Origin of the sequence: Dactylosporangium sp. NPDC051485 (assembly GCF_040682015.1) — a bacterium.
Lineage (GTDB): Bacteria > Actinomycetota > Actinomycetes > Mycobacteriales > Micromonosporaceae > Dactylosporangium.
The window spans coordinates 1-12,820 of the sequence record NZ_JBFAZW010000059.1 but is presented as its reverse complement, the minus strand read 5'-3'; the positions used below and the strand labels follow the sequence as shown (position 1 = coordinate 12,820).

Below are 12,820 nucleotides of genomic sequence, written 5' to 3'. Positions count from 1 at the left end.
CATGCTCACATTGCGACCGATGACCCAGGCCGAGCTGGATGCGATGACGCCGGCGCTCAAGCGGGAGTACGCTGAGGACGAGCTGCGGGCCGGGCGAGGCACCGCCGAGTCCGTGCACGCCAAGGTGGAGGAGCTCTTCGCCCGGCTGCTGCCGCAGGGCGTCGGCACGCCCGGGCAGCTGCTGTTCAACGGGGTCGCCGACGGGGCGGTCGTCGGGCGCATCTGGCTCGCGCTGCCCGCCGAGCAACACGACCAGGCCTGGGTGTACGACGTGCAGGTGGACCCCGCGCACCGGCGCCGCGGCCACGGGCGGGCGCTGATGCTGGCCGCCGAGGAGGAGCTCAAGCGGCGCGGGGTGGCGAAGCTCGGGCTCAACGTCTTCGGGCACAACCCCGGGGCGCGGGCGCTCTACGAGGAGCTCGGGTACGAGACGATGTCTGTACAGATGTCGAAAGAACTGGCATAGGGGCGCACAACGCCCGCAGGCTTTGCGTCGTCACTCGTGTCCCACTAGAAACAGGGCGTGACGATGCGGTGGGGCCCGATCGCGCTCGCCGTCGGCGGTGTCGCGGTCATCGTGGCGGCGGCGGTGCTGGTGTACCCGCTGACGCAGCCTGCCCCTCGCTCGGCCCCTCGCCCCAGCGCGGCGGCGCCGGTCCAATCCGATATTTCGGAGATGCCCGATGTATCGGATGTCGGCCTCGGGTCGGTGTCCCCCTCGCCGTCCCGATCGGTTGCCGCGTCCCGGCCGGCCCGGCCCGGCGGGAAGCCCGGGCCGTCCAACACCGGCGCGATCGCCGGCGTCCGGCTGACCGTCGTAAACGGCGATCAGACGTACGGTACCGACGGGAAGGTCATCGAGGATGTGGACATTCACGGCTATGTCCGCATCACGGGCAAGCGGGTGACGCTGCGCAACGCGATCGTCCGGGGCGGGGCCGCGAAGTGCGGGGCGGTCGTGCAGATCGAGGCGGGCGCCAGCGCCGTGCTCGAGGACGTGGAGATCGCGCCCGCGGCCACCGGCCCCTGCCTGGACGGCATCCGGGCCACGGCCGCCACCCTGACCCGCCTCAACGTGCACGGCGGGGTCAACGGCGTGGCCACGACCGGGCCCGGCGTGCTGCTGCAGGACTCGTGGGTGCACGACCTGGCCTACTTCGCCTCCGGCGCGCCGGGCGGCGGCGAGACCGAGACCGACGCGGTGGAGACCGTCGGCCAGCGCGGCATCACGCTGCGCCGCGACGTGCTGGTGGTCGGCCCGCGCGGCAACGCGGCCTGGCAGGTCCGCCAGACCGGCGGCGGCACCAGCACCGACCTGCGCGTGGAGGGCAGCTGGCTGGACGGCGGCGGCTGCACGCTGAACTTCGCCCACCAGGGCGGCCCGCCGATGACCGGCATCGCCGTGACCGGCAACCGCTTCGGGCGCGGCTCCGTCTTCGCCTGCCCGGTGCTGCTCAGCACGAGCACGACGCTCACGCAGTACACCGGCAATGTCTTCGACGACAACGGCGCCCCGATCCCCGCGCCCGGCCGGCACGACTGAGCACAATGGAGCCGTGACCGAACGGCTGGTGGTGATCGGCGGCGACGCCGCGGGGATGAGCGCGGCGTCGCAGGCCCGGCGGCGGCGCGGCCCCGACGACCTGGGCATCGTGGCCTTCGAGCGGGGCCGGCACGTGTCCTACTCGGCCTGCGGCATCCCGTACCTGGTGGCCGGCGACGTCACCGACCCCGACGACCTGGTGGCCCGGCACCCGGCCGAGTTCCGCGAGCGCCAGCACATCGACCTGCGGCTGGCCAGCGAGGTCATGGCGATCGACACCGAGCGGCGCGAGGTGGTGGTGCGCGACCCCGAGCGGGAGTACCGCGAGCCCTTCGATCAGCTCGTCATCGCCACCGGCGGGGTGCCGCGGCGGCCCGAGGTGCCCGGCGCGCTGGCGCTGGGGATCCACGGCGTGCAGACGCTGGAGGACGGGATCCGGCTGCTGGGGTACCTCGACCGGCACCGGCCGCGGCGCGCGGTCGTGGTCGGCGGCGGGTACATCGGCCTGGAGATGGCCGAGGCGATGCTGCGCCACGGCCTCGACGTCACCCTCGTCGACGCCGCCGAGCAGCCGATGCGCACCCTGGACCCCGACATGAGCGCCCTGATCGCCGGCGCGCTGCGCCAGGAGGGCGTCACGCTGCGCCTCGGCGAGACCCTGGAGGGCTTCGCCGCCTCTGGCGGCCGGGTCACCGCCGTGCACACCTCCGGCGGCGAGATCCCGGCCGACGTGGTCATCCTCGGCCTCGGCACCCGGCCCGCCAGCGACCTCGCGCGGGCCGCCGGCATCGCGATCGGCGAGACCGGCGGCATCCGGGTCGACCGCCGCCTGCGCACCTCGGTCCCCGGCGTCTGGGCCGCCGGCGACTGCGTCGAGACCTTCCACCTGGTCTCGCAGCGGCCGGTGGCCATCGCGCTGGGCACCCACGCCAACAAGCAGGGCCGGGCGGCCGGCATCAACATCGGCGGCGGCTACGCCACCTTCCCGGGCGTGGTCGGCACCGCGGTGTCGAAGCTCTGCGCGCACGAGGTGGCCCGCACCGGCCTGAGCACGGCCGAGGCGATCGCGGCCGGCTTCGCCCCCTACGGCGTGGTCACCGAGTCCACGACCCGCGCGGGTTACTACCCGGGCGCCCGCAAGATCAAAACCAAGATCATTGCCGAGCGTACGACGGGCCGGTTGCTCGGCGCCCAGATCGTCGGCGAGGAGGGGGCCGCGAAGCGCATCGACGCCCTCGCCGTCGCGCTGTGGCACGGTATGACGGTGGAAGAGATGACCTCGCTGGACCTGTCCTACGCCCCGCCCTTCGCCCCGGTGTGGGACCCGATCCTGATCGCGGCCCGCAAGGCCGCGGAGGCGCTGGCGTGATCGCCGTGTTCTGCTCGCTCGGCTTGTGTTCGCTTGGTGCTGCGGGGGTGCTGGCGTGATCGCCGCGTTCTCCTCGCTCGGCGCCGCCGATCTCTACCGGCTGCTGCGGCTGCGGTGCGACGTCTTCGTCGTCGAGCAGCACTGCGCCTATCCGGAGATCGACGGCCGCGACACCGAGCCGGGCACCCGGCACCTGTGGCTGGACGCCCCGGACGGGACCGTGGCCGCGTACCTGCGCGTCCTCGAGGAGCCCGGCGGCGGGGCCCGCATCGGCCGGGTGGTGACCGCCGCCGCGCACCGGGGCCGGGGGCTGGCCGGGCGCCTGCTGGCCGACGCGCTGGAGCACATCGGCCCGGGCCGGGAGGTGGTGCTCGACGCGCAGACCGGGGCCACCGGGGTGTACGAGCGGTTCGGGTTCGCCACCTGCGGCCCGGCGTTCGACGACGAGGGCATCGAGCACGTGCCGATGCGCCGCCCGGCGGCATAGTAGGGTTCCCCCCGTTCACCGCAGCGGGGGAGAATCGATGAACAAGACCACGAAGGTGTACCTCGTGCTGCTGCCCGTCCTGCTGCTGGCGGTCGTCGGGGTGGCGCTGTACTCCAAGTTCGTGCTCAACGCCGACAACGTGGCCAACGCCAAGACCGGCGACTGCGTCCGCGACGCGCCCGACGACAAGGACAAGCCGTTCCGCCTCGTCGCGTGCGCCGACGCGGGGGCGAAGTACAAGGTGCTGGCCGTGATGGACAGCGGCGGCGGCCGGTGCGCCGACGTGGCCGGGGCCTCCACCTCGGCCAGCACCGACGGCAAGATCGTGTGCATGGGCGGCAAGGACGTCGACCCCTCCAAGGCCATCAACGTGGCCAAGGAGGGCGACTGCGTGGACCTGGACCCGGCCGAGCCCCAGCGCGTCGACTGCGCCGCGAAGGAGGCCGACCACAAGGTCCTCAAGCGCGTGCAGAACGTGCTGTCCTTCCAGGCCGACGGCGCCTGCCACGGCGTGCCCGGCGCCGACAAGAGCTACTCGTGGGACTGGAAGGGCAACTCCGACATCTCGAAGAAGGTCGACGGCATGACGGTGGACGTCGTGCTCTGCCTCGGCCCGCTACCCGCGCACTGATGCCTCTTCGTCGTTTCCGGTCCCGCTAGATCTTCGGGTCCAGCTTGATCGACAGGGAGTTCACGCAGTGGCGCGTGTTCTTCTCGGTCATCTGCTCGCCGCGGAACACGTGCCCGAGGTGCGAGTCGCAGCGCGCGCACCGGATCTCGGTGCGCACCATGCCGTGCGAGCGGTCCTCGATCTCCTTGACGGTGCCGGGGATGGCGTTGTCGAAGCTGGGCCAACCGCAATGGCTGTCGAACTTGGTGTCGCTGGTGAACAGCTGCTCGCCGCAGGCGCGGCAGCGGTACACGCCCTCGGTCTTGGTATTGACGTACTCCCCGCTCCAGGGCGCCTCGGTCCCGGCGAGGCGCAGCACCCGGAACTCGTCCGGCGACAGCCGCGCCCGCCACTGCGCGTCGGTCGTGGGCAGGCTGACAGTTGGCTCGGTCATGCCTCAACGTTAGGCCCACAGGCCCGCCCCGACCATTACGGCCCACGAACGCCACAGTGCGGTTTTCCAGCCTTTGCCCCAGCTTGCCCGAATCCTTCGTGGGCCCGTCCTCGTTGGGCTGCCCGAAAGCCACGATTCGGACTTTTGTGGTGCAACGGACGCTCGCGTGGATTGGACGAGGATGAGGCTGCTGTACAAGGCCGTCGCAGTGGGCGCGGTGGGCGCCGCAGGCATGACCGCCCTGGCGACCCCGGCCCAGGCCGCCGCCTCCCACGAGACCGCGGACGCGCCGTCGACCCCGAGCCCCCTGCAACTGCTGGCCGAGACCTCGCCCCCCGCCACCCCTTCCACCTGGCCCGACCCCGCCGCGACCGGCCTCGACCCGGGCTACGGCGCCGCCCACAACGCCGGTTACGGCAGCGGCCACGGCCCAACCTGGGGCCACGGCGGCTCCGCCCACACCAGCGGCCCGGTCGGCCCCGGCTCGGGCCACGGCACGGGCTCGGGTCACAGCACGGGCTCGGGTCACGGCACGGGCTCGGGTCACGGCACGGGCTCGGGTCACGGTGGCGGCGTGGGCGGTCACAGCAACTCCGGCTATGGCGGCTCGGGTCATGGCGGCGGCGCGGGCGGCCACGGCAACTCCGGCCACGGCAACTCCGGCCACGGCGGCTCGGGTCACGGCAATGGCTCGGGCGGCGGCTACGGCGGCCCAGGCGGCGGCGGTTCCGGTCAGGGCAACGGCACCCCTGGCGGCAACGGTGGCACGACCCCTGGCGGCGGTGGCTCGGGTCAGGGCGGCCCCACCCCGGGCGGCGGCACCACGCCCGGCGGCGGCCAGGGCAACGGCACCACCACCCCGGGCGGCGGTGGTTCGGGCCAGGGCGGCACCACGACCCCCGGCGGCGGCCCGGGCGGCAGCACTCCGGGCGGCGGCGTCTCGGGCAATACCCCGGGCGGCGCCGGTGGCGTCACCGGCATCCCGGCGACCACCACCACGGGCTCCGGTGTCTCAGGGTCCGTCGGCGAACTCCCGGTGACCGGCCCGTCCTCGTCCCTGGTGACCACGATCGGCTTCGCGTTCATCTTCGGCGGCGCCGGCATCCTGTACCTCACCCGCCTCGGCCGCCGCGACGACGACCCCGAGTCCACCTCCACGCCCGGCCCGCGCAACCGCCGCTCCGGCTCCGGTCCCGACCGCACGCTGGCCGGCCGCGCCGTGCGCCGCCCGCGCCCAGGACCCCAGCCGGCCCGCCGGCCTCGGTGAGGGTCTGCGCCCGGGTCGCCGGCCGGACCATTGAGGGGGCGCGGGGTCTCGGGTTGACCCTGGGGGAGCGGGTTGCGGCGTAAGGTCCTTGGCATGGCCGATGCGCTGGAGATCGAGGTTGCGGGGCGGGCGGTGCGGCTCAGCAGCCCGGAGCGGGTCGTGTTTCCCGAGCGGGGGTTCACGAAGCGGGACGTGTTCGAGTACTACCTGGCCGTGGGCGACGGGATCATGCGGGCGCTCGGCAATCGGCCGACGACGCTGGAGCGCTTCCCCGAGGGGATCGGCGGGGAGGCGTTCTTTCAGAAGCGGGTGCCCACGCGCGGGGTGCCCGGGTGGATCGAGACGGCGCAGATCGCGTTTCCCAGCGGGCGCAAGGCCGATGAGCTCTGCCCCGTCGACCTGGCCCACGTGGCCTGGGCGGCGCAGATGGGGACCATCGTGTTCCACCCCTGGCCGGTGCGGCGCGGGCATGTCGACCAGCCCGACGAGCTGAGGATCGACCTCGACCCGCAGCCGGGGACCGACTTCGCCGACGCGGCGGTGGTGGCGGGCGAGCTCAAGGCGGTCCTGGACGAGATCGGGTTCACCGGCTGGCCGAAGACCTCCGGCGGCCGCGGGATCCACGTGTACGTCAGAATCGCCCCCAAATGGACATTCGTCGAGGCCCGGCGGGCGGTGATCGCGCTCGCCCGCGAGGTGGAGCGCCGCCGGCCCGACCTGGTGACGACGAAGTGGTGGAAGGAAGAGCGCGGCGAGCGGGTGTTCGTCGACTTCAACCAGATGGCGCGGGACCGGACGATCGCGTGCGCGTACTCGCTGCGGGCCAACCCACGGGCCACCGCCTCGACGCCGATACGGTGGGAGGAACTGGGCGACGTCGAGCCGGACGACTTCGACCTGCGCACCGTGCCCGTCCGCTTCGCGGAGCTGGGCGACCCCCACGCCGGGATCGACGACACCGCACACGACATCAGCGTGCTGCTGGAATGGGCCGAGCGCGACGCCGTCAACGGGGAGGGCGACATGCCGTACCCGCCCGAGTACCCCAAGATGGCGGGCGAGCCGATGCGCGTCCAGCCCAGCCGCGCGAAGAAGGCCGAGGCCTGACACCCCGACGGCCCGGACCGCGCCCAGCCGTCACCAAAGCCTCGCGGAGCCGTGCCGGGCTGAGCTAGCCGGGCGGAGCCGGGCAGGCCGGGCGGAGCCGGGCCGAGCCGCTGGGCGGAGCCGGGCCGAGCCGCTGGGCGGAGCCGGGCCGAGCCGCTGGGCGGAGCCGGTTCGGGCGGAGCCGAGCCGGCCGGGCCGAGCTGAGCTAGCCAAGCCGTGCCGGGCTGAAGCTAGCCGAGCCCCGGCCGGGCCGAGCCGGGCCGGGCGGATCCGCTGGGCGGAGCCGAGAGCTGAGCCGGGCCGAGCCGGACGGGCGGAGCCGGGCCGAGCTGGCGGAGCCGGGCCGGATGAGCCGGGCCGGATGAGCCGGGCCGAGCCGAGTGAAGCCCAGCCGAGAGGAGTCGAGCCGGGCCAAGCGACGTCGAGCGGACCGGAGCCGGCCAAGAAGAGCTCGGCCGAGCGAAGCACGGCGGAGCGAGGTCCGGCGGGGCGAAGCGGGCCGCGGCCCGGCGGGTTGGCCAGGGTCGCGGCCCGGGGGCGGGCTACTTGTCGCAGGTGGTGCCCTGCGGCGGGACGCGCAGGTCGATCAGGTAGCGGTTGACCGCGTCGATGATGCAGCCGGTCTGCGGGTAGGCGGTGTGGCCCTCGCCCTTCCACGTGACGAGGGTGCCGACGCCCAGCATCTTGGCCAGGGCGGGGGCCTGCTCGTACGGCGTGGCCGGGTCGCCCAGGGTGCCGATGACCACGATCGGGGCGGAGCCGGTGGCCGGGCCGGTCGGGTACGGGTCGTGCTTGCCCGGCCACTGCGAGCAGATCAGGTTCAGGGCCAGGGGGCCGCCGAACAGCGGGTACTTCTCGCGCCACTGCGCCTCGAGCGTGCGCGACTGCTCGACGCTCGGGACGTCGTCGCTGTCGGCGCAGTTCACGGCCGAGTTGGCGTCGAACATGTTGGAGTAGTGGCCCTCGGCGTCGCGCTCGGCATAGGCGTCGGCCAGGCGGAACATCTTGTCCGGCTTGCCGTTGCGCAGGTCCTGCATGGCCTGGGCCAGCAGGCGCCACGACGACTCGCTGTACAGCGACGACACCACCGCCGTGAACACCCACCCGGCGGTGGCGTCCCGGCCGGCACCCTTGACCGGCGAGACGCGGGCGTCGGCGATCGCCTTCATCACCACGGCCCGGGCGTCGGGGGCGATCGGGCAGCTGGGGGCGTTGGCGGCGCACCACTTGCTGAAGTTGCTGAACGCCAGCTCGAAGCCGGCCGCCTGCTTCTCGGCCGAGGCCTGGGCCGACAGGGTCGGGTCGACGGCGCCGTCGAGGACCAGGGCCCGGACGTTCTTCGGGAACAGCTGGGCGTAGACGGCGCCGAGCAGCGTGCCGTAGCTGTAGCCCAGGTAGGTCAGCTGCCGCTCGCCGACCGCGGCCCGCAGCGCGTCCATGTCCCGGGCCGCCTGCTCGGTGGAGAACAGCCGCAGCTTGTCGCCGTACTTCTCGCCGCAGCTCTGCGCCAGCTTCCGGGTCAGGGCCACGGTCTGCTGGTAGCCGGCGTCGGTGGCCGGGTCGGGGTCGAGGCCGAAGTTCTGGTCCAGGTCGGCGTCGGAGAAGCACTTGACGGGGGAGGAGCGGCCGATGCCGCGCGGGTCGAAGCCGATGATGTCGAAGCGGCGCAGGATCTCGGCCGGCAGGTACACCGAGCGGTACACGCCGTAGTCCCAGCCCGAGCCGCCGGGGCCGCCGGGGTTGATGAACAGCGAGCCGACCCGGTCGCGCTGGCTGGTGGAGCGGCCGCGCACCATGGCGATGTCGAACGTGCCCGAGTCCTTCGGGTGGGCCCAGTCCTGCGGGACCTTCACCGTCGCGCAGTCGAACTTGGTGTTCTCCGGCGCGGTGGGGAACACGTCCTTGTAGGCGTCCGGGCACGGCTTCCAGGCGGCGGCCGGGATGTCGAGCCCGCCGGACTGCGACGCCGGCCCGCCGGGGCCGCCGGCCTGGGCGGACGGCGCGTGCAGCGGCCGGCCCGACGTGGGCTGCGTCCACTGCGGATCGGGCACCGTGCACCCCGCCAGGAGCACCGCCGCGGCGAGGGCGGGCACGAACCGCGCCAGCCGCCGCCGCAGCCGGACCGTCCGCGGCACCGAGGCGGGAGCCGGGCGGCGAGGTGACCGAACGCCATGAAGCAGCAATGCGAAGGGGGTCACGGACGGCCCGCCAGCACGGACTCGACGTCGAAGCGCACCGGCCGCTCCAGCTGCTCGTAGGTGCACGATGTCGGGTCCCGGTCGGGGCGCCACCGCTTGAACTGGGCGGTGTGGCGGAACCGGTCGCCCTCCATCGCGTCGTAACCCACCTCGACCACCAGCTCCGGGCGCAGCGGGACGAACGACAGGTCCTTCTTGCCGGTCCAGCGGCTCACCCCGCCGGGCAGCCGCGTGCCCGCGTCGGCCGGCTGCGACTCCAGGCTCTCGGCGGCGGTGCCGGGGGCCTGGCCGGCCCAGTTCCACGGGTGGTCGACGACGTCCTCGCGATACTGCGCCAGCTCCTGCACCAGCTCGGCCCGCCGCTCGCGGGTGAACGACGCGGCGACCCCGACGTGGTGCAGCCGCCCGTCGTCGTCATACAGCCCCAGCAGCAGCGATCCCACGATCGGCCCGTCCTTGTGCCAGCGGAAGCCGGCCACCACGGCGTCCGCCGTCCGGGCGTGCTTGATCTTGTACATCGTGCGCTTCCCCGGCTCGTACATCCCGTCGGCCGGCTTGGCGATCACCCCGTCCAGCCCGGCGCCCTCGAAGCGCTCGAACCAGTCGCGGCCCACCTCGATGTCGGTGGTGACCGGGGTGACGTGCACGGGCGGCTCGACCTTGGCGAGCGCCTCGACGAGCCGGGCCCGCCGCCGCGCGTAGCCCTCACCCATGAGCGACTCATCGCCGATGGCGAGCAGGTCGAAGGCCACGAACGAGGCCGGCGTCTGCTCGGCCAGGAGCCGCACCCGGGAGGCGGCCGGGTGGATGCGCTGGCCCAGCAGCTCGAAGTCGAGCTTCGGCTCGCCGTGGTCGCGCCGGATCACGATGATCTCCCCGTCGACGACGCAGCGGGCCGGCAGCTGGGCCCGGACCTGCTCGACGACCTCCGGGAAATAGCGCGTCAGGGTCTTGCCCCCGCGGCTGGCCAGCTCGACCTCGTCGCCGTCGCGGAACACGATGCACCGGAACCCGTCCCACTTGGGCTCGTAGCTCATGCCGGGCGCGCTGGGCAGGTTGGGGATGCTCTTGGCGAGCATCGGCTCCACGGGTGGCAGGACTGGCAGCTCCACGGGCCCAAGTCAACCACACGGGTACGACAAGTTTCCGAACCGCGCGTAGGACGGGGCCCGAACCGCAGGGCCCCGATGCCGGCGCCGGCGATCAGCGAGTTTTCAGAACCGCGCGAAGGACCGCAGCTGCATCCGGGGCCCGAACCGCGGGGCCCCGATGCCGGCGGCGGCGATGAGCGCGCACACGCGCCCGCGGTGCGGCGCGAACGGGGCCAGCAGCTCGAGCATTTCCTCGTCGGTGCCGCGCGCCGCCCCGGTCAGCGCGAAGGCCACGCTGTTCTTGATGTTGTAGTCGCCGACGGAGACCGCGTCGGCGTCGCCGTACGCGGCCCGGGTGACCTCGGCCGCGGTCCACGGCCCGATCCCGGCGATGGAGACCAGCCGGGCGGTGCAGGCGGCGGCGTCCCCGCACCGCTCCAGCGCGGCCGCGGCGGCCGCGCCCCGGCGCAGCGTGTCGGCCCGCTTCCGCTCGATGCCGAGCGGGTGGAAGGCCCAGTACGGCGTCGCCGCGATCACCGCCGGGTCGGGCGGCAGGAACAACCCCTCCTGCGGCCCGGGCGCGGGCTCGGACATCCGCCGCAGCAGCCGCACGTAGCTGTCGTAGGCCTCCTTGCCGCTCACCTTCTGCCCGATGATCGCCGGCACGAGGTGATGGAAGACCCGCCCGGTGGCCCCGATGCGCAGCCCGGCGTGCTCCCGGGCGAGCCGGTGCACGAGCGGGTGCTGCCGGGCCAGCTCGGCGAAGCCGTCGACGTCGTCGCGCAGCCCGGCGATGGCCTCGGCCCGCTCGAGCAGCCAGTCGGCCCCAGGGCCATACGCGGTGAAGCCGGCAGAAAGGTCGATGCGCAACGTCCCGGGCCCGAGCGGTGTACGGGTGGCGAACCACGCGGTGGACCGGCCGATCGACAGCGTCGGGTCGCCCTGGACCAGCGCCAGGCCGCGCATGGTGCCGGCCAGGTCATACAGCGCCGGGACCCTCACACCGTCCTACCTTGAGGAGCAAAATCCAAGCGGCCGCTCATGCTGTCCTGCCTTCAGGAACAAGGACCAAGGCAAGTGCGCAGCAAGCCCGCCTCCGCTTCGCTCCGGCGGTCATGCTGTCCTGCCTTTAGGAGCAAGGACCAAGGCAAGTGCGCAGCAAGCCCGCCTCCGCTTCGCTCCGGCGGTCATGCTGCGACCCGGGTGAGGGCCCGGTGCAGCAGCCGGGCGTCGCCGAGCATGGCGCGCAGCTTACGCTCCAGCCCCGCGATCGGCACCAGATTCTGCGGCGCCCGCGGATCCTTGTACGCCTGCGACGCGAACCGCGGCAGCGTGACCGCCGACAGGTGGGCCAGGTCGATCGCGGCCGAGGGGGTGAGGTCGGCGGAGCACTCCGCCCGCACGATCCCGTTCCACGGCGCCCCGGCCGGCCCGGGCAGCCGCAGGTACCACGCGAACCGGTGCCACGAGGTGCCGAGCACGAACACGGGCGTGCGCTGCCCGCCCCGCAGCGACGTGACCACGGCGGTCAGCTCGGCCGGCAGGTATTCGGCCCGGTGCGTCTTGATGTAGCCCAGCGCCCGCGGCAGGTGGGCCCGCTCCTGCAGCGGCCCGTCCACGATGAGCAGGTCGCCGTCGGCCCGCTCCTCGTTCGACACCCCGACCTCCAGCGCCCGCATGTGCCGCTGCACGCCCAGCGCCAGGTCCTTGGGCTCGCCGCGGGACACCCGCCGCCCCGGGTACCGGATGTTGCCGGCCACGATCGGCGGCAGCTGCTCCAGCGGCGTGAACAGCCCGCGCTCGATCCGCGTGGTGGCCACCTGCGCCACCCCGCGGCCGAGCTCGCAGCGCACCACCCCGGCGGCGTAGGAGGCGGCCACGCCGGGGTGGGTGGTCCCGGCGTCGTCGGTGATCCACACCCGGGCGTCGACGCGCTGCACCCCGTCGACGATGAGCACCGTGCCGGGTGCCTCGAGGCCGGTGGGCGGGTCGACGGCCCGCCATGCCCGGGCCGGCAGCTCGACGTCGGGCTGGATCTGGGCCGTGCTCGGCGCCTGCGGGCCGTCGGCGGCGTCGAACGACTGCCCGTACGCCGGATCCCAGGCATCGACGTGGAGCTTCACAGCCCCACCCGCTCGATCCGCGCGGTGCGGGCGTCGCGGCGCACCTCGAAGCGCACCGGGATGCGCTCGGCGAGGGCCCCGACGTGGGTGACCACGCCGACCATCCGGTCCCCGCGGGCGGCCAGGTTCTCCAGGGTGGCGGTGACGGTGTCGAGGGTGGCCGCGTCGAGCGTGCCGAAGCCCTCGTCCAGCACGATCGACTCCAGGCTGGCCGACGACGTCGACAGCCCGGCCAGCTGCTCGGACAGGGCCAGCGCGAGGGCGAGGGAGGCCTGGAACGTCTCGCCGCCGGACAGGGTCCGCACGGCCCGGCGCAGGCCGGCGTCGTGGTGGTCGACGACGTAGAACTCGCCCTTGTCGTGGCCGAGGTCGTACTGGCCGCTGGAGAGCTCGCGCAGGGTCTGCGACGCGCCCTCGACCAGGGTGTCGAGGGCCTCGGCGAGCAGCCAGCGCTCGAACCGGTCGGCCCGCAGGTGCTGGGCGAGCGCCCGGGCGACCTGGCTCTCGCGGGCGGTGGCGCCGGCCTGCTCGCGCAGCTTCCCGGCGTCGGCCCGGCGCTCCTCGATGCGGC

13 protein-coding genes are annotated in these 12,820 nt (G+C 73.8%); 7 read left to right on the top strand and 6 right to left on the bottom strand.

All coding sequences use genetic code 11. The features are described 5' to 3' along the window. Position 1: 1 nt before the first annotated feature. The 5 genes from AB0M46_RS29550 to AB0M46_RS29530 are packed head-to-tail and all read left to right on the top strand — an operon-like array spanning position 2 to position 4,030. Positions 2-466 (top strand): GNAT family N-acetyltransferase, encoded by a 465-nt coding sequence (locus tag AB0M46_RS29550; RefSeq protein ID WP_363341180.1) that lies wholly within the window; start codon positions 2-4, stop codon positions 464-466. Positions 467-523: 57 nt separating this feature from the next. Beyond that, positions 524-1,543 (top strand): hypothetical protein, encoded by a 1,020-nt coding sequence (locus AB0M46_RS29545; RefSeq protein ID WP_363341178.1) that lies wholly within the window; start codon positions 524-526, stop codon positions 1,541-1,543. 13 nt (positions 1,544-1,556) lie between these two features. Beyond that, positions 1,557-2,912: an FAD-dependent oxidoreductase gene (locus AB0M46_RS29540; protein WP_363341176.1), complete on the top strand. Its 1,356-nt coding sequence runs from the start codon at positions 1,557-1,559 to the stop codon at positions 2,910-2,912. A 55-nt stretch (positions 2,913-2,967) separates the two neighbouring features. Beyond that, complete coding sequence (locus tag AB0M46_RS29535; RefSeq protein ID WP_363341174.1) at positions 2,968-3,399, top strand: GNAT family N-acetyltransferase; 432 nt, start codon at positions 2,968-2,970, stop codon at positions 3,397-3,399. Positions 3,400-3,436: 37 nt separating this feature from the next. Beyond that, entirely contained in the window at positions 3,437-4,030 is a 594-nt protein-coding gene (locus AB0M46_RS29530) for a hypothetical protein (RefSeq protein WP_363341172.1), read from the top strand. 25 nt (positions 4,031-4,055) lie between these two features. Here the strand turns inward: AB0M46_RS29530 and msrB are convergent, their stop codons facing one another. After that, complete coding sequence (gene msrB, locus AB0M46_RS29525; RefSeq protein ID WP_363341170.1) at positions 4,056-4,463, bottom strand: peptide-methionine (R)-S-oxide reductase MsrB; 408 nt, start codon at positions 4,461-4,463, stop codon at positions 4,056-4,058. Positions 4,464-4,644: 181 nt separating this feature from the next. On the opposite strand from msrB, the gene AB0M46_RS29520 reads away from it, so the two are divergent. Both AB0M46_RS29520 and ligD read left to right on the top strand, forming a co-directional pair. After that, positions 4,645-5,730 carry a hypothetical protein gene (locus tag AB0M46_RS29520; protein ID WP_363341168.1) on the top strand — a complete coding sequence of 362 codons (1,086 nt, stop codon included), beginning with the start codon at positions 4,645-4,647 and terminating at the stop codon, positions 5,728-5,730. Positions 5,731-5,823: 93 nt separating this feature from the next. Next, positions 5,824-6,837, top strand: a complete 1,014-nt coding sequence (gene ligD / locus AB0M46_RS29515) for a non-homologous end-joining DNA ligase (protein ID WP_363341166.1) — start codon at positions 5,824-5,826, stop codon at positions 6,835-6,837. A gap of 542 nt (positions 6,838-7,379) precedes the next feature. Here ligD and AB0M46_RS29510 read toward each other — a convergent pair. The 5 genes from AB0M46_RS29510 to AB0M46_RS29490 form a co-directional block, all read right to left on the bottom strand. Continuing rightward, a complete protein-coding gene (locus AB0M46_RS29510) occupies positions 7,380-8,972 on the bottom strand; it encodes an alpha/beta hydrolase (RefSeq protein WP_363341164.1) in 1,593 nt (530 codons plus the stop codon). A gap of 59 nt (positions 8,973-9,031) precedes the next feature. Next, entirely contained in the window at positions 9,032-10,147 is a 1,116-nt protein-coding gene (locus AB0M46_RS29505) for an ATP-dependent DNA ligase (RefSeq protein ID WP_363341162.1), read from the bottom strand. 102 nt (positions 10,148-10,249) lie between these two features. Then, the gene (locus tag AB0M46_RS29500) at positions 10,250-11,092 is read right to left on the bottom strand and encodes a DNA-3-methyladenine glycosylase 2 family protein (RefSeq protein WP_363341277.1); all 843 of its coding nucleotides are present in this window, start codon (positions 11,090-11,092) and stop codon (positions 10,250-10,252) included. Between the two features lie 221 nt (positions 11,093-11,313). After that, positions 11,314-12,249: a hypothetical protein gene (locus tag AB0M46_RS29495; protein ID WP_363341160.1), complete on the bottom strand. Its 936-nt coding sequence runs from the start codon at positions 12,247-12,249 to the stop codon at positions 11,314-11,316. Beyond that, positions 12,246-12,820 (bottom strand): SbcC/MukB-like Walker B domain-containing protein (locus AB0M46_RS29490; RefSeq protein WP_363341158.1); only part of this gene is annotated, 575 nt, incomplete at its 5' end. The genes AB0M46_RS29490 and AB0M46_RS29495, both read right to left, overlap by 4 nt.